Raw genomic sequence first — 23,879 nt, forward strand, 5'->3', positions numbered from 1 at the left:
AGCTGCGAAGCTAAAGCTGCCCGTGGTAGTTTCACTATCGGCGGCAGCATCCGAGCCCGCGGCCAGACCGGCTTCGGAAACGATTGTGCCACTGTCTTCAACACTGGCCAGGTTAACAGTGACGTCGCTGTTGCCTAGGCTGACTACCAAAGTGGCTGTAGAACTGTCGCCATCGGCATCACGCAGAGGGTAGGTGAAGGTGTCATCTACGCCACCCGGGGTGCCGGGATCACGCACGTAGCTGTAAGTGCCATCGGCGTCGATGGTGAGTACACCATATTGACCCTGGATGTCCGTGCCAACGGTGGCGGCATCGTTCAGTGCAGTGCCAGTATCGCCAAGCGCGACACCGGCTACCGCTGCGCCATCGGCGCCCTGGATGTCGTTATCCAGGACATTGCCGGAAACGGAATCGAAGGAGTCAGCAGGCACCAAAGCCACATCGTCGGCAGCAGTGGGAACATCATCAACAATGTCGATTACCAGGTTACCCTGTGCTGAATCACCATCAACATCAGTGACCTGAACCCCAAAACGTTCCGCAGCAGAATCGCCTGACGTGCTTTGCTCCAGCGTATAGGTATACCCAATATTGTTGGCGCTGATACTGGTAATGGTCAATGAACCAAAGGTGCCGGTAAACGTCTGGCCGACCGCTGTTACTTGCTGCCCTTCGATATTGATTGTGACAGGTGTATCCGGAGCAATATAAGTTATCACACCGTTCATTGTTGCGCCGCCGGGCTCTGGCGCAGAGCCCTCCGCCAGGCCGGACTCGGAAACCTGGCCACCTGCACCTGCTCCCACAAGTACATCCGCATTAGTTGGGGGCTGCTCAACCGTTCCATCAACTATCGTCACGGTACCTTGTCCGTTGGCAATTGTGGCGCCGCTGGCATTAACCAGATCAACGGTGAATTCTTCGCTGCCCTCGGCAAGAGTATCGGTATTGGTTTGTACGAGAATGGTTGCGCTGGTTTGGCCAGGGCCAAAGGCCACCGTACCGGTTACCGGATCATAGTCACCACCAACCACGGTAGCCGTGCCATCAAACGAGCCAAACTGAACAGTCACCGGACTGTTAACCGCCGCGGACAAAGAAAGAGTCAGCTCTGCGATGCCGCCTTCGGTTACTGTGGCATCATTGATGGACACAGTGGGTACAAAATCATCGATGATGGTGATATCAATCTGCTCTGCCTGCAGATCCGCGCCAACGGGGTTTGACAGGTTTACGGAGAACTGCTCGGTGCCTTCCAGTGCGTCATCTTCGTTGACTTGTATGAAAATACTGGCTGTCGTCTCGCCGGGAGCAAAAGTGACAGTACCGGCCAGAGCATCAAAGTCTCCGTCCGCTCCTGTAGCGGTGCCGTCAACCGTCTCGAAATCGACGGTTATTGGCGTTGTGGAGGGCTCGGACAATGTGAATACCACTTCCGCAATTCCACCTTCGACCACATCCTGGGTATTGGCACTGATAATTATCGGGGCCACCGCTTCGCTTGCAACCGTAACCCTGACAACCGCAGCATCCTGGCTGTTGCCATCGGGCGATGTCGCGGTATAGCTAAAGGAATCTTCTCCTGAAAAACCTTCATTCGGGGTATACGTTATCGTGTTATCGGCATTCACTGTCACCGAGCCATTGGCGGGACCGCTCACTGCTGTGACAGTGACACCATCTGCGAAGATGTCATTGGCAAGCACATTGATAATAGTGCTTTGGTCTACCTCTATCGTTACCGCGTCATCAACGGCGTCAACAGAGAGAATCGTATCGCCATCTACGACCTGTGTCGTCTCTGCTGCTGATGTTTCTGCTGTGAGAGTACTAAACTCATCGGTCTCTTCAACAACACGCCCAAGGCGTACGAAAGAAGAGCCCTCGCCGCCACCGCCTTCTTGTCCGCCGGCGGCGGTAGCATCAAGCACATCACCGATATCACCGTCACCCTCAAGTGCAGCAAGCAGGGCCTCCACGGTTTCGTCTTCCACTGCGCTTTCTTCACGACCGGCCGCACGCTCCGCGACAATATCGCGGGTTAGCGTCATTTCGGGAACACCGCTGATCTCGAATGGATTACCGTCCGCAAGAGACAATTCCACGGAGCCGCCGTTCGGCGTAACCACGGTTTCGCCTTCCAGCAACACATCTCCCGGTTTGATTTGACGCAATTCACCGTTTGCGCTGCGCGCATAGGCTGTACCGGTTATTGCCACTACTGTTGCTATTGCTGTATCAGCCATCTTGTCCGCCCTTGTTATTTAACGCCTGAGACACATTTTCTAAGGCCTCAGCACAAAATTTTCAGACGCAATAATACCCTTGCTTCAAAGCAACGGTATTGTACTTAAGGACAGGAAAGGTGCAGGACTGTGAGTCAGTTCACAGATGTGGCGGTTGGAACATTATTCATGACCAAAGCCAGCTGTACACGGTCACGCAGATGTAGCTTCTCAAAGATGACCGAAAGATGAGCCTTGACGGTGCGCTCGGTAATATCGAGGGTCCCGGCGATTTCACGGTTACTGGCACCCAGGGCCACCTGCTCTGCCACCATTAACTCGCGCGCCGTGAGCGCGTCCAACTCAGGGTGTTCAGGTGCCAGCCTGGACATTACCCTTAAAGAAACCGACATCAGGCGCTGCACCAGTTCAGGCAACATCCATAGCCCACCATGGGCAACTACCAAGGCAACCTCGCGTAGCTGTTCAGGCGCAGCTTCCACGTGACAATAACCAACAGCACCTGCATTGAGTGCTTCAAAGGCCTCTGCCTCAGCGGGCGTGGCCGACATCACCACGACCCGATAGCCGGATGCCACTACCTCACGCAGACGAGAGAGACGCTGGGCGACATCCAGCCCGGTAATATCAAGCCAAACCACCTGCTGAAGCCGGGCCGCCTCATCGGGGATGTCCCCAATCAGCGAAAATACCCGTGCGGCTGGAAACGCTTCCCGCCAGCGTGCACGCAGCTTGCCTCCGGACGCTAAAAACAGTTGCTCCATCAGCGCTCCGTCAGCGCGTATTGCTTGGCGCGCAATACCGGCTTCATCAGGTAGGCGAGAACGGTTTTTTTGCCGGTAAGAATATCCACCTGCACCGTCATGCCGGGAATAATCGGCATATCCTTGCCAAAGCCGACTTCCTTGGTACGCACGTGCACTTCGTAGAAGGGATTACCTTCGTCGTCCATGATGGTATCGGCACCGATATGTTCGACTGTGCCCTCCATGCCGCCATAAACCACAAAATCGTAAGCAGTTAGCTTCACCATGGCCTTTTGCCCCGGTATCAGGAAGGCAATATCCTGGGGACGGATTCGCACCTCTACCAGCAAGGTATCATCCAGCGGCACCACTTCAACGATCTCCTTGCCGGGCAGTACCACGCCACCAATAGTGTTGTAATACAGGCGTTTGACAGTGCCTTTCACCGGTGAACGCAGTTCGGTTTGCTGGACACGATCACTGAGCCCTATGCCCGCCTCGCGCAAACCGTTCATGCGGGCGATGGTATCGGTCAATTCGCCGCGCACTTCGTTCTCGAAATCCACCTCGACTTCGCTGAGCTTCCCACGAGCCTCCTGAATGGCCGATTTCAGGCGCTGGATCTGGGCCTGGGTTTGGTCATACTCACCACTGAGTTGATTGACCTCGCGCTCCAGACGCAGAATTTCAACTCTGGAGACTGCGCCCGAGGAGACCATCGGCCGGGTTACGCCCAGTTCCTGTCGGGTAAGATCCAGGGAGACCGACATCTGCCGCGAGCGCGCATTCATTTCCGCCAGTTCCTGCTGGCGCTGTTCCAGTTGTTCGCCGGCAATCTGCTGCTGCAACAGGAGCTGGGCCTTGCTCGATTCAAACAGGGCCTTTTCCTGGTCAACAATCTGTCCTACCTGCTCCAGCCATTCGGGGGCCGGTATAAATTCAACCCCCGCCAGCATTGCACCCAGGCGCTCGGCGCGAACCGACAGCGCCTGGAATTCAGCCTGGTTTTCGCGCAAGTTGGATTCCGAACGGGTCTGGTCGAGCCTTACCAGCAATTGTCCGGCTTCCACGATGTCGCCGGCACGGACATTGATTTCCGTTACCACGCCACCGTCCTGGGACTGCATGATCTGAATCTGCTGCGAGGGAATTACCCTGCCGTCCCCGCGAGTTACCTCGTCAACTGTTGCCAGCGCAGCCCATATCAGTAGCGCCAGAACTATTACACCGACTATATAAAGCAGCTTTCGGGCCCGCAGGGGCTGTTGTTCCAGATACGCGCTGTGGGCATTGTGCTCCCAGTTGCCCGGCGTATCCGCCGTGTCCTTGAGCCAGGGCGCAAAGATGAAGTCTGCCAGGTGCCGCTTCCGTGGCTCATTTGCCGGCGCCTCGGGCTCGCTTGCGACCACCGGATAGTCGCTCATTTAACAGCCCCTATCTTGCCCTGTTGCAGCGCCTGGACGACGCTGTCGCGGGGACCGTCGGCAACCAGCTTGCCGTTGTCGATAACAATAATGCGATCGACCATCTCCAGAAGTGAGTTACGGTGGGTCACCACCAGCCAGGTACGCCCCTGAACATATTCCTGGAGCTGTTTTTTTACAGCCACCTCAGTGGAGTGGTCCATGGAACCGGTGGGTTCATCCATCAATAAAATAGGCGGGTCGCTCACCACCGCCCGGGCCAGGGCCACGCACTTGCGCTGGCCCCCAGAGAGAGAGTCGCCGCGCTCACCCACCAGCATGTCGAAGCCTTTCGGGTGGCGGTTTATGTAGTCCGACAGGCTGGCGATCTCCGCCGCACGCACCAGTGCGGCGTCACTGACATTGGCGTGTGCCAGGGTGATATTGTCGCGCAGGCTGCCGTAGAAGAGGGTCACATCCTGGGGGACGTAGCCGACCCTTGAGCGAAGTTCGCTGGGATCCAGCTGGCGCAGGTCAATACCATCTATCATGATGGCACCGGAGGTCGGTTGGTAAAGCCCCATAATCAGTTTTTGCAGCGTGGACTTGCCAGAGCCTACACGGCCCAGGATTGCCACCTTCTCTCCCGGCTTGATCCGGAAAGAGACATTACTGAGTGACTCCATTTCACTGCCAGGGTAGGCAAAGGAGACCTGACGGAACTCAATATCCCCCTCGAACATCTCCCGGGACAGCAACTGCGCACCCTCGGGCCGCTCCATGGGCTTTTCCATCACTTCATCCAGTGATTTGAGGGCAATTTCGGCGTTGTGGTAGGACGTGATAAGACCCGCAACCTGGCCAAACGGTGCCATCGCCCGAGCGCTGAGCATGGTACAGGCGATGAGGCCACCCATGCTCAACTCGCCGGCGGTAATCAGGTAGACCCCGGTTATGATCACGAACATGGTCACCATCTGTGCGGCCCACTGGGTGACGTTGATAGTGGAGTTGGAGACCAGGCGTAGCTGTACCCCGACATGAGCGAGGAAGGCGGTAGTCTCCTCCCACTTGCGCTGCATTTTTGATTCGGCGCCCATCGCCTTGATGGTGTCGAGGCCCACCAGGCTTTCGATCAGCGTGGAGTTACGCAGGGCGCTGGCGCGATAGGTACTCTCGGACAAATCGCGCAACTTGCCCTGGGTGGCGAGGGCATAACCCAGAACAATGCACAGACCCAGCCCGAGTGGAATCAGGATCGGCCACGCTATCCAGCCAATAACCAGAATGAAAATCAGTGCGAAGGGCACATCAATCAATGTGGTGACCGATGCCGAAGTAATAAAGTCGCGCACGGTTTCAAAGGAGCGCAGGTTCACTGCATAGGAGCCCACCGACAGGGCGCGATGCTCCAGTCTGGAGCCCAGTACCCGCTCCATGATCTGTCCCGATAGCTGTATATCCACCCGCCGGCTTGCCAGGTCAAGAAAATAGCCGCGCATGGTCCGCAGGGAAATATCCGCAAGCAGGATAATGATGACGCCGGCCGCCAGCATCCACAGGGTTTCTACCGCATAATTCGGTACCACCCGGTCATACACATTCATGGTGAACAATGGCAGCGCCAGGGCAAACAGGTTGATAAAAAAGGCAGCAATCAGCACATCCCGGTACACCGGTGTGTTGGCCCGAATGGCGTCCCAGAACCAGTGGCCGCGTTCGGAGGTGCCGGTGCGCGGGGCGCGCTTATCAAAGCGAAAACGCGGACGGCAGACGATGATGCTGCCGGTTTCCTCTGCCAGCAATTGCTCAATGGGTACGTCAACTGCCGCCTCATTGAGCTCGGGATAGATAACGGTGCCGGTTTTGCCATCATCGCTCCACGCCATCAGGAGGCAGGAGCGATCGCCCTTGAGCAGCACTACCGCGGGCAACAGGGCCGGCTCGGCCTCGCGTGCACTGCGTGGCAGGATCCGGCTCACCAGTCCGGCGCGACGCGCTGCGCGCTCAAATAAAGCCGGTGTTAACAGCCCGTTCTCCAGGGGCAACCCACCGGAGAGCGCCTCGGCTGTGGAGGCACTGCCATGGTAGCGGCACAGAGCCAGCAGACTTTGCAAAAGTGAATCGTTGGTGCTGACACTCATTTCAGGCGATAACCCCTGTGCCTTGTTTCAGGCACGTTATACGTACACAGTGGCTAAGCTACTGAATAACGTCACATTTATCTAAGCGAGAGGGTACGCCAGAAGCCCGCAAAATACCATGCAGGGAGTGTGCGCCACGTCACATCATCTCGCTTTATGACCGCCCCGGAGTGCCCCGCCGCAGCAAAAACACGGCATATAAGGTCACTGCCAGCAGCAGCATCGCGCCCCCCTGATGCGCAGCTCCCAGAATGACGGGCACGTGGTGCAACAAGGTATTGATGCCGATAATCACCTGCAGCCAAAGCACTACCAGCAATAATACCGCCGTTACCCGGGCCCGGTTACCAAGGCCGGTACGCCACAGTTTTATCGCGAATATGTGTAACAACACAAACAATAAGTACGCGAAAATACGATGATTGAACTGGATGGTAGTAATATCCTCGAAGGCATCAAGCCAGGCCGGGTCGCCGGAGTAGAGCCCGGGAGGGATAAAGGAGGGTCCCATTAGGGGCCAGGTGCTGTAGGCAAACCCGGCATTGGTGCCAGCGACGAGGGCGCCCGAGAGGATCATCAGATATACCAGCCCGAGCATGACCAGTCCCCAACGGGCCAATGGGTGCGGCGTCGAGCCCTTGGCGGGACGGCCTGCCAGCAGCTCAAAAATCAACCAAAGCATGAAGGCAAAGATCAGGGCTGCAAGCCCAAGGTGCGCGGCCAACCGGTACTGACTGACATAGGGAACGTCCACCAGGCCGCTCTTGACCATGTACCAGCCGAGAAGTCCCTGGCAAGCGCCGAGTAGAAACAACAGCCACAACTTGGGCATGAGGCCACTGCGCACCCGTCCCCGCAGGCCAAAATAAAGCATGGGGAAAAAGAACAGCACGCCAATAAGACGTCCCAGCACACGGTGCAGGTATTCATACATGAAGATGGTCTTGAACGCATCCAGCGACATGCCGCGATTGATCTGCAGGTACTCGGGTGATTGGCGGTATTTCTCGAACACCTCCAGCCAGGCCTCTTCCGTCAGGGGCGGAATGATGCCCATCAGCGGGCGCCATTCAACCATCGAAAGTCCGGAATCGGTCAGCCGGGTGACCCCGCCCAGGATAATCATCCCAAAAATAACAACGGCGCACAAAATCAGCCAGGTGGCTACCTGGCGGTCGTAATTGGTCTGTCTGAGAATTGCCATATCGCTACAACGGCCCATGTAAAAAAGAGGGCGCAATGATAACCGAATCCGGGCGCAATGGTGTGGCTGCGCAAGCGTGTGGGGCTAAAAAACCATCTCCGGCACCACTTCGGGCACCACCATCTCACCGGCAGTAAGTCGCACAATCTCGTCGACGCTAACGCCGGGGGCGCGCTCCCTGAGCCAGAACCTGCCGTCGGCGATCTCGATGTAGGCGAGATCAGTGACGACCTTGCGGATACAGCCAAAGCCGGTGAGTGGCAATGTGCACCGGGGTAGAAGTTTTGATTCCCCATGCTTGGAGGCGTGAGTCATGGTCACAATGATGTTATCTGCCCCTGCCACCAGGTCCATGGCACCACCCATGCCCTTGATCAGCTTTCCCGGAATCATGTAGGAGGCGATGCTGCCCTCCACATCAACCTCGAAGGCACCGAGTACGGTGAGATCCACATGGCCGCCACGAATCATGGCGAAAGACTCCGCGGAAGAGAAAATCGATGCGCCCTTGATGGCGGTAACAGTCTGCTTGCCGGCATTCACCATATCCGCGTCTACCTGCTCTTCGGTGGGAAAGGGCCCCATCCCCAGCAGGCCATTCTCCGATTGCAGCATGACCTCCACACCCTCGGGAATGTAGTTCGCCACCAGGGTCGGAATGCCAATCCCCAGGTTAACGTAGTAGCCATCCTCAAGCTCGCGCGCAACGCGCTGAGCCAGTTGTTCACGGGATAATGCCATGGTCTGTGCTCCCTTCAGCCTTCGCGTACGGTGCGTTTTTCAATGCGTTTTTCGAAATGTCCCTGGATCAACCGGTCAATGTAGATCCCGGGGGTATGCACCTGGCTCGGCTCCAGTTCGCCCGGCTCGACAATCTCCTCAACTTCAGCCACCGTGATTTTGCCGGCGGTTGCCACCATGGGATTGAAGTTTTGTGCCGCATGGCGATATATGAGATTACCGAAGCGGTCGCCCTTCCAGGCCTTGACGATGGCGAAGTCACCCACAATCGCCTCTTCCATAATATAGTGGCGGCCATTGAACACCCGGGACTCCTTGCCCTCACCCACCGGGGTGCCATAACCGGTTGCAGTGAAAAAGGCGGGAATGCCGGCACCACCGGCGCGCATTTTTTCCGCCAGCGTACCCTGCGGAGTGAGTTCCACCTCGAGGATACCGGCCAGCAGCTGTTCCTCGAACAGCTTGTTCTCGCCAACGTAGGAGGACACCATTTTGCGGATCTGCCGGTCTTCCAGCAGTACACCCAGGCCAAAACCGTCGACACCACAGTTATTGGATACCACTGTCAGGTCGCGGGTACCCTTGCGCCTGATCTCGTTGATCAGGTTCTCTGGAATGCCGCACAGACCAAAGCCCCCCGCAAGCACGGTCATACCGTCCTCAAGGCCCACCATGGCCTCGGCATAATTTGCTACGACCTTGTCAAAACCGGCCATTTGTATTCTCCATCATCACGGATGCTGAACCGCCAGCTTCCTACAGTCTGTTATATTTAACAAATATATTTATTTTACGAATTAATCTAAAATATTTATCAATTACGCGCAGGAAATGTCATGGATATTACCATCAAACAGCTGCGGGCCTTTGTCGCGGTGGCACGCAGTCGCAGTTTTGCCGAGGCCTGCGGCCTGCTGAACCTGTCTCAGCCTGCCCTGAGTGTCACGATTCGCAACCTGGAAGAGGCCGTGGGTGGCCGCCTGCTGGCCCGAACTACCCGCACCCTGGCGCTGACCCCCGAGGGCAGCCAGTTCCTGCCCGTGGCCCAGCGCCTGCTGGGAGACTGGAGTGCTGCCCTCGAGGACCTTCACGACACTTTTGCCCTGCGGCGGGGCAGGTTGGCGGTCGCCGCCATGCCCTCCTTCGCCAGTACCGAGCTGCCGGCGCTATTGCAGCAGTTTCGCAAGCTTTACCCGGAGATCAACATCACCGTGCACGATGTGATCGCCGAGGATGTGGTCGCCATGGTACGCAGTGGTCGAGTGGAAACCGGCATCGCCTTCGACCCCGGCATGGCCGAAGATCTCCAGTTCACCCCGCTGTTCAGCGACCGCTTTGTGGCTGCGCTACCCCCCGGTCATCCATTGCTGGCGCACCGCCAACTCCACTGGAGTGCCCTGGCCGACGAGCCCTTTATCGCTCTGCAGCACCCTTCCAGTATCCGCTCATTGCTGGAGCAGTCCCTGGCTGCCAGTAATCTGGCATTGCGGGTCGAAGTGGAGACCAACCACCTCGTCACCATCGGGCGCATGGTGGCAGCCGGGCTTGGGATCAGCGCGGTACCCACGCTGTGCAAGCAACAGCTGCGCGAACTCGGTGTTCGTTCCCGCCCACTGACGGCACCGGTCATCGAACGCCGGGTCGGAATAGTCACCCGTCGCCGCTATCCTTTATCCGGACCAGCCAAAGCCCTGGTCACCATCCTTGATGCGCACTATCGGGGGTCAGGTCTCGCATTGTAGCATTTGGTGGTGAGGCTTAAAGGGCTGGGGTCAGGTCTCGCATTGTTGCATGCGCCCCAATGGGCGCATGCAACAATGCGAGACCTGACCCCAGCCATCCACCTTGTACGGCCAAATGCTACAATGCGAGACCTGACCCCCTACACTGGCGTAGAATACGGCGCCCAACATTTTACAGCTGAGTTGTTATGCCCTTACTGCGCCTCGAATCCATCCAATTGCACTATGGCACCCAGGTGCTGCTGGACAGTGTGGACCTCACTATCCGCAAAGGTGAGCGCTGGGGGCTGCTCGGGCGCAATGGTACGGGCAAGACCACCCTGCTGAAAATTCTGGATGGCGAATTGCAGCCGGATGCAGGGGAGCGCTGGTTGCGCCCGGGCGTGCGCATTGCGCGGTTGCAACAGACCCTGCCGGATGCGGATGACAGCAGCGTTTATGACGTGGTCGCCGAAGGCCTGGCCGAGGCCGGCAAGCTGCTGGCGGAATACCACCATCTGCTGCAGGACCCCGATCTCGACTTCGACCGCCTGGCGCGCGTGCAGCAGCAACTCGAGGCCGCCGACGGCTGGACCCTGCAGCAGCGAGTTGAAACCACCATCACCCAGCTACAGTTACCCCAGGACGCCAGGATGGGCGAGCTCTCGGGTGGCTGGCGCCGCCGCGTCGCGCTGGCCCAGGCATTGGTGGCAGACCCCGATATACTGTTGCTGGACGAGCCCACCAACCATCTCGATATTCCCGCCATTGTCTGGCTGGAAAGCCAGCTGCAGCAATTTCGCGGTGCTATCGTGCTCATCACCCACGACCGCCGCTTCCTGCAGAACGTCGCCACCAGTATTGCCGAGCTTGATCGTGGCCACCTCACCACGTGGGAAGGCAGTTACCAGGGTTTCCTGAACCACCGGGAGCAGGAACTGGTGGCGGAAGAACGCGCCAACGCCCTGTTCGACAAAAAACTGGCCCAGGAAGAGGTGTGGATTCGCCAGGGCATCAAGGCCCGGCGCACCCGCAACGAAGGTCGGGTGCGCGCGCTGGAGTCCATGCGCAATGACCGCCAGCAGCGCCGGGAAAAAGTCGGCACCGCCAAATTCAATATCGAGGAGGCCAGTCGCTCCGGTAAAATCGTGGCAGAGCTGGAGCACGTCAGTAAGCATTTTGACGGCAAACAGGTGATCAACGATTTCTCCACCATCATCCAGCGCGGCGATCGTGTGGGTATTGTCGGCGCCAACGGCGCCGGCAAATCAACCCTGGTTAAACTCATCCTGGGGCAGCTGGAGCCCGACAGTGGGGTCATAAAACTCGGCACCAAACTGGAAGTGGCCTATTCCGACCAGCTGCGCGGTAAACTCGAGCCCGAGCTGAACCTGATCGACAATATATGCGGCGGCCAGGAGTTCATCGAGATCAACGGCAAGCGGCGCCATGCCATTTCCTACCTCGGGGATTTCCTGTTCAGCCCGGAACGAGTGCGCACCCCGGTCAAGGCGCTGTCGGGCGGGGAACAGAACCGGGCCATTCTGGCGCGCCTGTTCAGCAAGCCGGCCAACCTGCTGGTGCTGGACGAACCCACCAATGACCTTGATATCGAAACCCTGGAACTACTGGAAGATATTTTGCTGTCCTTTGACGGCACTGTAATCCTGGTCAGTCACGATCGCGACTTCATGGATCATGTGGTTACCCAAACCCTGATCATGCGCGGCGATGGCACTGTGGAAGAACAGGCCGGCGGTTACACGGACTGGGAAGCCCGGGGTGGCCGGCTGACGGATCCAAACAGCCGCGGCCAGCAAATGCCGGCGACAAGCACGACTGCAACCACCGCTGCCGTACCCAAGGCTCCGCGCAAACGCTCCTACAAGGAACAGCGCGAACTGGATACCCTGCCCGGGCGCATCGAAGCGCTGGAGCTGGCCCAGTCAGAGCTGGAAGCGGCCGCGGCGGACCCGACCTTTTACCAACAGGATCGGGACACGATCGACAGGGTACTGGCGGACCTGCTGACCGTACAGGCTGAGCTTGAGGCAGCTATCGAGCGCTGGGCAGAACTGGAAGAGGACTGACCGCAGGGCATACCTGACCGCTGCACTCAGTGGCCGCGACAGTTAGCCGCGCAGTACCGCACCTACCGCCTCCGCCAGGTAATCGATGTTGGCGCCGTTGACGCCGGCGACATTGATGCGCGAAGACTCCAGCATGTAAATGCTGTGTTTCTCGCGCAGGGCAATGGCCTCCGCCCTGGTCAGCCCCAGAAACGAAAACATGCCTTTCTCACGCTCGATAAAGCCAAAGTCGCGATCGGTATTCTGTTCCAGCTTGCTCACCAGGCTGGTGCGCAACCCGTTAATGCGCCAGCACATGGCCTGCAACTCGTCTTCCCAGTTGGTCTTGAGTTCGGCATCCGCCAACACCCTGCCCGCGAGCAGGGCACCGTGGGCAGGCGGCATCGAATAGATCCGACGCGCCGCCACCTGGGCCTGGCTCAGCAGCGCGCGAGCATTTTCGGCGCTGGACGAAACAAACAGGGCAGCGCCAGTGCGCTCCCGGTACAAGCCCATATTCTTGGAACACGACGCGGCAATAATCACCTCAGGCAGGCGTTCCACCAACAGCCGCAAGCCGGCAACGTCCTGCTCCAGGCCATCGCCCAGCCCCTGGTAGGCAATATCCACAAACGGCATAAAACCCTGGCGCTCGGCCATATCCGCTATGACTGACCACTGCTCGAGAGTGAGGTCGGCACCACAGGGATTGTGGCAGCAGCCGTGCAACAGCACCACATCGCCACGCCCGGCCCGACCCAGGTCCTCCACCATGCCATCAAAATTAACACCATGGCTGACCGGCTCGTAATAGCGGTAGGTTTCAAACCTGAGACCAACACTGCCCAGTAGCGGAATATGTACCGGCCAGGTGGGGTCGGACACCCACACCCGGGCGCCCGGTGCCGCGGCGTTGATGATCTCGGCGCCAATGCGCAAGGCACCACAGCCGCCCGGTGTCTGGATGCTGCTCACCCTGGCATCCGCCAGTGCGGCGCTACCGGAACCCAGCACCAGTCGTTGCAAACCCTGATTGAAAGCGGCGTCACCGGCAGGTGCCATGTAGGCCTTGGTCGTCTCCTCGGCCACCAGCGACTGCTGCGCCAGGCGCACGGCATCAAATACGGGGCATACGCCCTCCTCGTTCATGTAAATGCCGACTGTCAGGTCAATCTTGTTGGGGCTGGGGTCTGAGCGACACGCTGAAGACAGGCCGAGTATCGAATCTTCAGGCATTTGGGGTAGTACATCGAGCATCAGGAGGGTCCTCACATAAAGGCAAATTTGGCAATAAAGATCAGCGCCAGAAACCAGGCGCCGAAAGAAATATCAGTGTGGCGGCCAACACCCAGCTTGATAGCGACGAAGCTGATAAAGCCGATCGCGATGCCGTTGGCAATGGAAAATGACAGTGGGATCATCACCACCGTGACCAGCGCCGGTATGACTTCACTCATGTCGTGCCAGTGCAGCTGCTGCAAATTGGTCAGCATCAGCATGGCCACATAAATGAGTGCCCCGGCGGTGGCAAAGGCAGGCACCATTCCAGCCAGGGGCGCGAAGAAAATAGCCAGCAGGAACAACGAGCCCACCGTTACCGCGGTAAGGCCGGTGCGCCCCCCCGTGGCCACGCCCGCGGCACTTTCAACATAGCTGGTAACAGGTGCGCAGCCAAGAAAGGCCCCGAATACGCTGGAGGTGCTGTCCGCCTTCAGCGCGCGGTCCAGGTTGTGGATTTTGCCGTCGCTATCGACTAGCCCGGCGCGGTTCGCCACGCCGAGCAAGGTGCCGGCCGTATCAAACAGGTTGACGAACAGGAACGCAATAATCACGCTGGTCATTGCCACATCCAGGGCACCAACAATGTCCAGTTGCATGAAGGTGGGCGCCATACTCGGCGGGGCCGCCACCAGCCCATTATATTCCACCAATCCCGACAGCAGGCCCAGGCCGGTAACACTGAGAATCCCGATGATAATGGCACCGGGCACATTGCGAAGGGACAAAATGGCGATCACCAGAAAACCCAGCGCCGCCAGGAATGGCTGTGGCTGGGCAATGTTGCCGAGGGTCAGCAGGGTCGCGTCACTGGCAACAATAATACCGCCGCTTTTCAGGCCAATAAAGCCGATAAAAAGGCCCACCCCCGCCCCCATCGCCAGGCGCAGGTTGAAAGGAATGCTGTCGAGCATCCAGCGCCGGATACGGGTTACGCTCATGATCACAAACAGGATACCTGCCAGGAACACGGCGCCCAGCCCGACTTCCCAGCTGTATCCCATATCCCCGACGACGGTATAGGTAAAGAACGCATTGAGCCCCATACCCGGCGCCAGCCCCACCGGCCAGTTGGCGTAAAAACCCATCAGGTAACAAGCCAGTGCGGACGCCAGACAGGTGGCCACGAAAGAGGCCTGGTAATCCATACCGGCAGCCGCCATCATCTGTGGATTGACAAAGATAATGTAGGCCATGGTGACAAAGGTCGTGGCGCCGGCTATCAGCTCAGTGCGCACATCCGTGTCGTGGCGGGATAATTTGAAAAGACGCTCCAGGGGACCCGTAACGGATTGCTCAGTTTGCTCCACGTGCGCTGATGTCCTTCTGCAGGCTTTGTCATTAATTCGCCAGTTTACGCAATCAGCGCGAGCGGCACCATACACCCGTCAACTGCAAGCTGTGCTAATCTGCGCGACCTATCGGCAAACAGTACCTATCAAGGACCCGCGGCACATGCACAAGCACTACATCAGCGCCCAGCAGTTACTGGAAGACTCCTTCAAACTGGCCTGGAAAGTCTATGAAAGCGGCTACCGCCCCGATTATATCGTCGGGGTCTGGCGCGGCGGCGCGCCGGTAGGCATCGCAGTACAGGAATTGCTGGAGGTACTGGGCGTGGAAGCAGACCATATCGCCATCCGCACCTCATCCTACACCGGCATAGGCCAACGCAGCCGTCATGTGAAAGTGCACGGCCTGACCTACCTGATCAAGCGACTGGAGGCGGAGGACGCACTGCTGATCGTGGACGACGTACACGACTCCGGACTATCGATCGACCAGACCATTCGCGACCTGAAGGATGCCTGCAAGAAGAATACGCCGGAGATCCGCATTGCCACACCCTATTACAAGCCGGGCAATAACCGGACAGAGCGGGTGCCGGACTACTACGTTCACGAAACCGCTGACTGGCTGGTGTTTCCCCATGAATTGCAGGGCCTTACCGCCGAAGAAATTCGTGACTACAAGCCTGAGCTTGCCAGTTTTGTAGATCGGCTCACCGAACACCTCAAAGCCGGTACCTGAACCACCCTGCCCCGCCCACGAATTCAGTGGTCGCGGGTGAAGGCCTTGATTTCTGCCGCATGTTCGGGAAATTCGGCGAGCAGATCGTCGCGCTCGCCCAGTGCCATATCCGCATAATCAAACCCTGGCGCCACCGCCTCGCTGATCAGGCCGTAACTGCCGGCGGGAAGATGCGATGCCTTCCAGACACCACCGCGCACCGTCAGCTGCAACCGCTGCCCCGCCGCCAGGTCCGGGCCCAGCACGGCAGTTTCCAGGCGACCGTCGGGATGCAGCAGGTAGTAGTGAACCGGGGCACCCAGGTGATAAAAGTGAACAATGTCCGACTGGTTACGGTGCCAGTGGCCAACAGGAGAATCATCGGTCAGCAGATAGTGGATGGAAGTCATCGTGTAGCGTTCACCTGCCGGCGTTGCCACTTTCGGCCTGTGGTCAGGCTGAAAGGTCCGCGCAAAATAACCACCTTCCACATGAGCCTCCAGCCCCAGCGTTGCAATGATCTCGGTTTTATCGGGCACTGCCATATTAACCGTCTCCCCTGCCTGCAACGGGTTGCCGGCTATCACCGCAAGCCCGCTCGCCATGGCAATAATTGATTGCCTCATCATTCATTCTCCTGTTGCTCGTCGAGGGCACGACGAATAGCGTTACTGGCCTTGTGCACCGACGCTCTCAGGGCCGACTCATCCAGGGTCAGCACTTCACGATCCTGCATCAGCACCTGCCCCGCCACAATTGTCGTCTGCACGTTCTCGCTTCCCAGTACATACACCAGATGGGAACTCACATCGTATAACGGCAGCTGATGAGTGCGGGTCACGTCAAGCTGGATCATGTCCGCCTGCATTCCCACCTGAAGACGACCGATCCGGTCCCCCATATGAATGGCGGCGGCACCCAGCCGGGTGGCCATCGCCAGGGCTTGCCCGGCAGGCAGCGCGGTCGGATCGCCACTGGCCATCTTGTGCAGTAACGCCGCCATGCGGATTTCATCCCACATGTCGAGATCATTGTTGGAGGCTGCACCGTCCGTTCCCAGGCCGACATTCACGCCAGCCGCCAACATCGCCGGCACCGGAGAAACACCGGCCCCCAACTTCATGTTCGATGTGGGGTTGTGCACTGCGCCCACCCTCGCGGCGGCCGTAAGGGCGATATCTTCGGCGTCCAGCTGCACCATGTGGGCGGCGATCAGACGCGTATCATACAAACCCAGCCCGGCCACATGACGTACCGGGGTGGTGGCAAAATTCTCTTCAATATAAGCACTTTCCGCTGGCGCCTCCGCCAGGTGCATTGATATCACTGCGTCCATCGCCAGGGCTTTTTCCACGGTGGCCTGCAAGTGGGCAGGAGCCACCGTGTACGGCGCGTGCGGGGCAAATGCCGGGGTGATGCGCGGATGCCTGTCCTGCCAGCGACTGACAAAATCCGTCGCCGCGGCAAAGGAGTCCTCCCAACCGGCAAAGCCGGGGCTGGGATAATCAATATGGGGTGACGCCACTACTGCACGCAGACCGCAACGATCAACTACCCCCGCAATTTCATCAGGATAGAAATACATGTCGACAAAAGTGGTGGTACCACCGCGAATCATTTCCCAGCAGGCGAGCTCAGTGCCGGTGCGCACGAATTCCGGCGTTACGAATCGTGCCTCCATGGGGAATACATAGTGATTCAGCCAGGTCATCAGGTCCAGGTCATCAACCATGCCGCGGAACAGGGTCATGGCGGTATGGGTATGGCCGTTGATCAGTCCCGGCAGCAGCACGCGGCCATCGCCCGGGATGGTGCGAGCCGCGTTGTACTGGCGGTCAATATCGGCCCTCGGTCCCAGCGCCACAATGCGGTCACCGCGCACTACAACAGCAGCATCGCGCAGTTCCGGCTGCTCCGGATTCATGGTTAGCACATAGTCTGCATACACGATCAAATCTGCAGAGGACCCGGCGCTGGCCGCAACCACCCCGGACCAGAAAACCCAGAGGGCAAAAAATCCTCCCGTCACTATTTTTATCACAAGCAATCTCCCCTCCTGGGTTAACCGGGCGCAATTATAACCACAGCTCGAGCGCGATGGGCGACGAGATGCCAGGGAATCCTGTGGCCGAATTCTGGTACTTTTGCCGCACGGGGCTGCGACATCCTCGAAACCCGTGTAAATTCTGCGCCCTTGAGCCGTCAAAGGCCAGCTGCAGGCAGAGTACCTGCTACGCGCATCGCAAGATTCCGTGACCATTAGGCTAGCAATTCACCAGGAGATACATCCATGAAGAGGATAACCGTACCCCGGTTGGCCCTGACCACCGCCATTGTCGCAACACTTGGCACTGCAGCACCTGCGATCGCACAGTTGGAAGAAGTCATCGTGACCGCGCAAAAGCGCGAACAGAGCTTGCTGGACGTTCCTCTTTCCGTCGCCACACTTTCCGGCGAGCGCTTGTCCGCCATTTTTGAAGGCGGCGCCGACATCCGCGGCCTGTCCGCACGTGTACCCGGCTTGTATGTAGAATCATCCAACGGCCGCGTGGCACCGCGTTTTTATATCCGCGGCCTGGGCAATATTGATTTTGACCTGGCAGCTTCCCAGCCCGTGTCCATCATCATGGACGAAGTGGTCAAGGAAAATGTCGTACTCAAGAGCTTCCCCCTGTTTGATATTGAACAGGTAGAAGTACTGCGCGGCCCACAGGGCTCACTGTTTGGCCGCAACACCACGGCGGGAATCATCAAGTTTGATTCCCGCAAACCGACACAGGAGTTTGAGGGTCGGGCCAAGGTTGATATTGGCGAGCTGGACACCTTCAACTTCGAGGGTGCCGTGGGCGGCGGCCTCACCGACACACTGGCCGGCCGTATTGCCGTGCTCCACCAAAACCGGGGTGACTGGATCGACAACGACTTCACCGGCGAGAACGACGCGCTGGGCGGTTTTACTGAAAAAGCAGTGAAAGGCTTCCTGCTGTACGAGCCCAACGACCGCTTCAGCGCCCTGCTTGGTGCCCATCACCGGGACCTGGACGGCACCGCCGCCGTATTCCGGGCAAACATTTTCACCCCCGGCACCAATAATCTTAACGAAAACTACGATCGCGAGACGGTGTTCTTTGACGAGGGCGACAACAACCCACAGAAATATCGCAATACCGGGGTTAACCTGAAGCTGCAGTATGACTTTGACGCTGTAACACTAACCTCCATCACCGCGTGGGAGGATGCCGAGGGCAGCAGCCTGGGCGATATCGACGGCGGTTTTGGCGCCTCCTTCCTGCCTTTCATGGGCCCCGGCTTCATCCCCTTCCCGTCCCAGACCCAGGACTCGGCCGATGTACGCCAGATAACCCAGGAGTTTCGTTTGTCCACCAATGCCGGCGAGCGCCTGAACTGGCAGGTGGGTATGTTCTTTTTCGATGGCACGCTGGATGTGGAGACCAATCCGTTCTTTATCCCGCCCACCACGGTAGAACATGAGAACACTTCCTTTGCGTTATTCGGCCAGGCTGATTACGCCCTCACCGATGCCTGGACGGTAACCGCCGGCCTGCGCTGGACCGATGACGACAAGGATTTTGCTGCACCCAACGGTATCAGCGAATCGGTCTCCGATGACCAGATGAGCGGCGACCTTGCAGTCTCCTATGCCGCCAACGACACCTCAACATACTGGGCCAAGGTAGGTACCGGCTTCCGCGCACCCTCCATCCAGGGCCGCGATGTCGCCTTCGGTGCGGCGCCGTCCATTGCCGATTCCGAAACCATCAATTCCATCGAGGTGGGCTACAAGGCCGAATACATGAATAACCGCGTACGCCTGAACGCGGCACTGTTCTACTACGAAGTCGACGACATCCAGTTTACTGCTGTCGGTGGTGCGGCTAACTTTATCCAGCTGGTCAATGCCAACCAGGGTACCGGCCAGGGCCTGGAACTGGACCTTGAATGGATGATCTCGGACAACCTGACCGTCACCCTGGGTGGCGCCTATGCGGATACCGAAATCAACGACCGCGAACTGCGCGTCGGCGCCTGCGCCGCCTGCACCATCAACAATCCGGTAGATGCGGACAACCGGGTGCTGGTCGACGGCAACCCATTCCCGAATGCGCCGGAAACCACTTTCAACTTCACCGCGTCCTACAGTATTCCCGTAGGTCGTGAATCTGAACTCTTCGCCTTCACTGACTGGGCCTACCAGGGTGACACCCAGTTCTTCCTCTACGATGCAGCGGAGTTCAAGACCGACGGCCAGTTTGAAGGCGGCTTGCGGGTGGGCTGGCGCCTGCGTGACGGCAGCATGGAAGCGGCACTGTTCGGTCGCAATATTACCGATGAGGAAAACGTGCAGGGTGCCATCGATTTCAACAACCTGACCGGGTTCACCAACGAACCGCGGGTTTTCGGCCTGTCGCTGTCCCGCCTGTTCTAGAGCCGGTATTGTGAGCAGGCTGGTAGTCGTCGGTTCCAGCAACACCGACATGGTTATCCAGGTGCCGCACTTGCCGGGGCCAGGTGAAACTGTGCTGGGTGGCCGTTTTACCACCGCGCAAGGGGGTAAGGGTGGCAACCAGGCGGTAGCTGCCGCGCGCGCCGGTGGCGATGTCAGCCTGGTGGCCTGCGTTGGCAATGATACCTTTGGCGAGCAGGCCCTGGCCGGGTTCGCAGCCAGCGGTATCAATACGGGGTACTGTGTTGTCGACCCACAGGCACCTTCCGGTGTGGCCCAGATTGTGGTGGATGCGCATGGGGAGAACAGTATCGCTGTAGCCCCCGGCGCTAATGCCTGCCTGCTGTCACGCCATATTGACGCGGCCGGCCGTTTGCTGGAAAAGGCGACCGTCGTGCTCCTGCAACTGGAAACACCTGTTACCACGGTACTGGCCGCCGCGCGCCTGGCGGCCGGGGCAGATGCCGTGGTAATCCTCAACCCGGCACCGGCGCAATTACTGCCCGACGAACTCTATCCGCTGATTAACGTCATTACGCCCAACGAAACTGAAACGAGATTACTGACTGGCATTCAGGTATGCGATGATGCCTCGGCTGCTACCGCTGCGGACTGGCTGCACCTGCGCGGTGTCGACACCGTACTGATCACCCGGGGTGCCCTGGGGGTCTTTTCATCCCAGCATTCGAGCTCAGCCGAACCTGTGCGCAGCGCCCGGGCGGGGTTTAAGGTTGAAGCCGTAGATACCACTGCAGCCGGGGATGTTTTCAACGGCTGCCTGGCGGCAGCCCTGACCGAAGGCCAGGACCTGCAGCAGGCAATCCGCTTTGCCCAGGCGGCCGCCGCACTTTCAGTAACGACACCCGGGGCACAAGCCAGTGCACCTTCCCGGACTGCGATAGACGATTTCCTTGCCCAACGAACCGTGGATACCCATTGATGAAACTTATGAACTCTGCCCTGCTCACCCTGCTATGCACGCTGCTGACATTGCCCGCGCTTGCCGCCGGCGAAAATGATTCCGTGGCGGGCATCATTAGCCCCATACCAGTCAAGGTCGTCATAGTCACCATGTTCGAAACCGGCGAGGACAGCGGCGACGACGCCGGTGAATTCCAGCGCTGGTACGAGCGGATACCACTGGACACCCCTTTTCCCGCACCACACATGCATCACGACCTGCATATGAATCTGGAATCCGGCGTACTGGGCGTTGTTACCGGGATGGGCACCGCCAATGCCGCGGCCAGCATTATGGCCCTTGGCCTTGATCCGCGCTTCGACCTGACCAAAGCCTACTGGCTGGTCGCAGGCATTTCCGGGTTCGACCCGGCGGATGCCTCGCTGGGCTCTGTTGCCTGGGCCGAGTATCTGGTGGATGGCGATCTCGCGCACGAAATTGATAGTCGCGAAATCCCCGATGACTGGGACACAGGCTATTTCCCCCTGTTCAGCCAGGGGCCGGGCGACCCCGCGCGCAAGAGTTACAACCTGGGCGAGGTATTCCAGCTAGACAGCAAACTGGTAAACTGGGCCTTTGAGCTGACCAAAGGCATGGAACTGCCGGATCACCCAACCCTGGAGGACACCCGCAAGCTCTATGTTAATTATCCGGTTGCGCAGCGTACCCCCTTTGTACTCAAGGGCGACCAGCTGGCCGCGATGACCTTCTGGCACGGCACTTTGCTGAATGACTGGGCCAATGACTGGGTGGACTACTGGACCGACGGCAAGGGCGAGTTTGTCAGTTCGGCAATGGAGGACACCGGCACGTTCCAGTCCCTGAGCTATCTGCACGCCGGCGGCAAGGTTGACAAAAACCGCGTGCTGGTACTGCGGACCGCCTCCAACTTCACTCTGCCGCCACCCGGCAAGGGTGCTGCTGAATACCTGCAGGAGGAGCAGCACGACAGCTATGCTGGCCTGGACGCCGCACTGGAGAACGCTTACCTGGTTGGCAGCAAGGTCATTGAGGCCCTGCTCAAGAACTGGGACCAGTACGAGAACACACCTCCCGCGCGGTAACAACGCGCGCGATCTGTGAGGGCGCAAGGCTTATTGTACGCGCTCAAGCGGATCTGCGGTCCGGGACCCGGGCAGTGACCAGGGCCCGCCGCGGGGCGGGGTAGCCTTCAAACGTGCGGGTGCTGTCTTCAGGGTCCAGAAAGTCCGCCAGCGAGTGAAACCGCATCCAATCCGTGGTGCGCTGTTCCTCTGTCGTGGTTACCGCAACATCTGCCAGCACCACATCGACAAAACCCAGTTTACGCAGCCAGGACAGCAGGGTTGCACTGGCGGGTAAAAACCAGACATTACCCATCCGCGCATAGCGCCCTTCCGGCACCAGGGTGGCGCCACAATCGCCCTCTATAACCAGGGTTTCCAGCACCAGCTGGCCGCCGGGGCGCAAGCAATCTTTCAGTTCCTGCAGGTGATCAAAGGGCGAGCGGCGGTGATAGAGCACGCCCATGGAAAACGCGCTGTCAAAGGCGTGCAGTTTCCCCGGCATGTGCTGGATTCCCAGCGGCAGCACCCAGACATCAGGGTTACGGAGATATTTTTGCAGTGCCCAGAACTGGGTCACAAACAGTGGCGTGGGGTCGATACCGATCACTTCCGAGGCACCTTCCCCGGCCATGCGCCAGCAGTGATAGCCACTGCCACAGCCCACGTCCAGCACCCGGCGACCGGCCAGGGAATCAATGTGTGGTTGCAGGCGCTGCCACTTCCAGTCCGAACGCCACTCGGTATCAATGTGTATACCGAACAGCTCAAACGGCCCTTTGCGCCAGGGATGGAATTGCTGGAGGGTTTCGCGCAGGGCAGCACTGGCGGCAGCATCCAGGGGCGGGTCGCAGTCGGCCCCTACGCGGTCACGGTCCAGATGACACTGGCTGGGCATTATTTCGGGAAGCTCGGCGAGAGCCGCCAACCACCGCGGCAAGTCACCATAGCGCCGCACGGACATACCCTCGGCAATCTGCTCGGCCAGCAGCTGTCCCCAGGGCGCGAGCTCAGTGTCCTGCCAGCGTTGGATCAGTGGTTCATAATCAATCATTTGAGGGCTGTCATTTCAAAGCGATCAGCGATGCAAAATTGAAACACTGGAACCACACATCACAACTGCCGAAGCCGGCCCCGGCGATACGCTGTTTATGCTGTCCCAGGGTTTCTCTCAACAGCACGTTATCGATGGCGTTGCGCTTCTGGGCGATCTCCAGGTCACTATAGCCGTTGGCGCGCTTGAATTGATGATGCAGATCGATGTTGAGCGCATCCAAACGCGGATCTTCAAAGGTCACTTTCTCCGACAGTACCATGATGCCGCCAGGGCGCAGACCCGCGTAAACATGGTTGATTACGGCCTCGCGCTCCTCCCTGGCGATAAACTGCAGGGTGAAGTTGAGTACTACTACCGAGGCATCAACAATGGGGATGTCCTGGAGATTCGCACACACCAGGCTCACCGGCACCTCGTGGCTGTCGGTGTCGATCACCGTCTGGCAACGCTTGAGCATCGCGGTGGAGTTATCCACGCCGATAATCAGGCAATCGCGATGCTGTACATTCTGGCGCATCGCCAGGGTGGATGCACCCAGCGAACAGCCCAGGTCATAAAGATGGCTGCCGGGACTGGCATAGCGCCCGGCGAGCAGGCCGGTCATGGCGATGATGGTGGTATAGCCGGGCACCGAGCGCTTGATCATATCCGGAAAAACCCGGGCCACACTGTCATCAAAGCGGAAGGCGCTGGGTTCCGGCACCGGATTTGCGTATATTGTGTCGCGGTTGTCGGTCACGGGTGGGTCACGGTGGTTACAACGGCAGGCGAGTTTATCACGGTTTTCAGC

At 58.7% G+C, this 23,879-nt stretch carries 19 protein-coding genes; 6 read left to right on the forward strand and 13 right to left on the reverse strand.

The window, feature by feature from the left end; genetic code table 11:
• From CWI75_RS00005 to CWI75_RS00035, 7 genes are all read right to left on the reverse strand, one after another.
• The coding region (locus tag CWI75_RS00005; protein WP_146003519.1) for a retention module-containing protein at nucleotides 1–2,247 on the reverse strand (2,247 nt) is incomplete at its 3' end.
• Nucleotides 2,248–2,381: 134 nt separating this feature from the next.
• Nucleotides 2,382–3,011: a LuxR C-terminal-related transcriptional regulator gene (locus tag CWI75_RS00010; protein WP_101519427.1), complete on the reverse strand. Its 630-nt coding sequence runs from the start codon at nucleotides 3,009–3,011 to the stop codon at nucleotides 2,382–2,384.
• Nucleotides 3,011–4,417 (reverse strand): HlyD family type I secretion periplasmic adaptor subunit, encoded by a 1,407-nt coding sequence (locus CWI75_RS00015; RefSeq protein ID WP_101519428.1) that lies wholly within the window; start codon nucleotides 4,415–4,417, stop codon nucleotides 3,011–3,013. The genes CWI75_RS00010 and CWI75_RS00015 overlap by 1 nt, the downstream gene beginning before the upstream one ends.
• The gene (locus CWI75_RS00020; protein WP_101519429.1) at nucleotides 4,414–6,540 is read right to left on the reverse strand and encodes a type I secretion system permease/ATPase; all 2,127 of its coding nucleotides are present in this window, start codon (nucleotides 6,538–6,540) and stop codon (nucleotides 4,414–4,416) included. The genes CWI75_RS00015 and CWI75_RS00020 overlap by 4 nt, the downstream gene beginning before the upstream one ends.
• Before the next feature lie 154 nt (nucleotides 6,541–6,694).
• Nucleotides 6,695–7,744: a COX15/CtaA family protein gene (locus CWI75_RS00025; RefSeq protein WP_101520055.1), complete on the reverse strand. Its 1,050-nt coding sequence runs from the start codon at nucleotides 7,742–7,744 to the stop codon at nucleotides 6,695–6,697.
• An 84-nt stretch (nucleotides 7,745–7,828) separates the two neighbouring features.
• On the reverse strand, nucleotides 7,829–8,485 hold the full coding sequence (locus CWI75_RS00030) for a 3-oxoacid CoA-transferase subunit B (protein ID WP_101519430.1): 657 nt from the start codon (nucleotides 8,483–8,485) through the stop codon (nucleotides 7,829–7,831).
• 14 nt (nucleotides 8,486–8,499) lie between these two features.
• A complete protein-coding gene (locus CWI75_RS00035; RefSeq protein ID WP_101519431.1) occupies nucleotides 8,500–9,201 on the reverse strand; it encodes a CoA transferase subunit A in 702 nt (233 codons plus the stop codon).
• A gap of 120 nt (nucleotides 9,202–9,321) precedes the next feature.
• On the opposite strand from CWI75_RS00035, the gene CWI75_RS00040 reads away from it, so the two are divergent.
• Together CWI75_RS00040 and CWI75_RS00045 are read left to right on the forward strand one after the other, a co-directional pair.
• A complete protein-coding gene (locus CWI75_RS00040) occupies nucleotides 9,322–10,227 on the forward strand; it encodes a LysR family transcriptional regulator (RefSeq protein WP_206604584.1) in 906 nt (301 codons plus the stop codon).
• Nucleotides 10,228–10,415: 188 nt separating this feature from the next.
• On the forward strand, nucleotides 10,416–12,296 hold the full coding sequence (locus CWI75_RS00045) for an ATP-binding cassette domain-containing protein (RefSeq protein WP_101519432.1): 1,881 nt from the start codon (nucleotides 10,416–10,418) through the stop codon (nucleotides 12,294–12,296).
• A gap of 42 nt (nucleotides 12,297–12,338) precedes the next feature.
• Here CWI75_RS00045 and CWI75_RS00050 read toward each other — a convergent pair whose 3' ends face one another.
• Nucleotides 12,339–13,532, reverse strand: coding sequence for an amino acid aminotransferase (locus CWI75_RS00050; protein WP_101519433.1), 1,194 nt, complete (start codon nucleotides 13,530–13,532; stop codon nucleotides 12,339–12,341).
• A gap of 11 nt (nucleotides 13,533–13,543) precedes the next feature.
• Nucleotides 13,544–14,863, reverse strand: a complete 1,320-nt coding sequence (locus tag CWI75_RS00055; protein ID WP_101519434.1) for an NCS2 family permease — start codon at nucleotides 14,861–14,863, stop codon at nucleotides 13,544–13,546.
• A gap of 145 nt (nucleotides 14,864–15,008) precedes the next feature.
• On the opposite strand from CWI75_RS00055, the gene CWI75_RS00060 reads away from it, so the two are divergent.
• Nucleotides 15,009–15,584, forward strand: a complete 576-nt coding sequence (locus CWI75_RS00060; RefSeq protein WP_101519435.1) for a phosphoribosyltransferase — start codon at nucleotides 15,009–15,011, stop codon at nucleotides 15,582–15,584.
• 23 nt (nucleotides 15,585–15,607) lie between these two features.
• Here CWI75_RS00060 and CWI75_RS00065 read toward each other — a convergent pair whose 3' ends face one another.
• Nucleotides 15,608–16,192: a cupin domain-containing protein gene (locus tag CWI75_RS00065; protein ID WP_241521020.1), complete on the reverse strand. Its 585-nt coding sequence runs from the start codon at nucleotides 16,190–16,192 to the stop codon at nucleotides 15,608–15,610.
• Complete coding sequence (locus CWI75_RS00070) at nucleotides 16,189–17,604, reverse strand: amidohydrolase family protein (RefSeq protein WP_162299957.1); 1,416 nt, start codon at nucleotides 17,602–17,604, stop codon at nucleotides 16,189–16,191. The genes CWI75_RS00065 and CWI75_RS00070 overlap by 4 nt, the downstream gene beginning before the upstream one ends.
• 249 nt (nucleotides 17,605–17,853) lie before the next feature.
• On the opposite strand from CWI75_RS00070, the gene CWI75_RS00080 reads away from it, so the two are divergent.
• From CWI75_RS00080 to CWI75_RS00090, 3 genes are read left to right on the forward strand one after another with little or no spacing between them, the layout of a single operon-like run.
• Nucleotides 17,854–20,010 carry a TonB-dependent receptor gene (locus CWI75_RS00080; RefSeq protein WP_101519438.1) on the forward strand — a complete coding sequence of 719 codons (2,157 nt, stop codon included), beginning with the start codon at nucleotides 17,854–17,856 and terminating at the stop codon, nucleotides 20,008–20,010.
• 10 nt (nucleotides 20,011–20,020) lie between these two features.
• Nucleotides 20,021–20,968 carry a ribokinase gene (rbsK, locus tag CWI75_RS00085; RefSeq protein ID WP_101519439.1) on the forward strand — a complete coding sequence of 316 codons (948 nt, stop codon included), beginning with the start codon at nucleotides 20,021–20,023 and terminating at the stop codon, nucleotides 20,966–20,968.
• Nucleotides 20,968–22,053 carry a purine nucleoside permease gene (locus CWI75_RS00090; RefSeq protein ID WP_101519440.1) on the forward strand — a complete coding sequence of 362 codons (1,086 nt, stop codon included), beginning with the start codon at nucleotides 20,968–20,970 and terminating at the stop codon, nucleotides 22,051–22,053. Before rbsK ends, CWI75_RS00090 begins: the two co-directional genes overlap by 1 nt.
• Nucleotides 22,054–22,096: 43 nt before the next feature.
• Here CWI75_RS00090 and cmoB read toward each other — a convergent pair whose 3' ends face one another.
• On the reverse strand, nucleotides 22,097–23,086 hold the full coding sequence (cmoB, locus tag CWI75_RS00095; protein ID WP_101519441.1) for a tRNA 5-methoxyuridine(34)/uridine 5-oxyacetic acid(34) synthase CmoB: 990 nt from the start codon (nucleotides 23,084–23,086) through the stop codon (nucleotides 22,097–22,099).
• Between the two features lie 10 nt (nucleotides 23,087–23,096).
• Complete coding sequence (gene cmoA, locus CWI75_RS00100; protein WP_241521021.1) at nucleotides 23,097–23,828, reverse strand: carboxy-S-adenosyl-L-methionine synthase CmoA; 732 nt, start codon at nucleotides 23,826–23,828, stop codon at nucleotides 23,097–23,099.
• Between the last annotated feature and the right edge of the window lie 51 nt (nucleotides 23,829–23,879).

Origin of the sequence: Kineobactrum sediminis, assembly GCF_002868715.1 — a bacterium.
Taxonomy (GTDB): domain Bacteria; phylum Pseudomonadota; class Gammaproteobacteria; order Pseudomonadales; family Halieaceae; genus Kineobactrum; species Kineobactrum sediminis.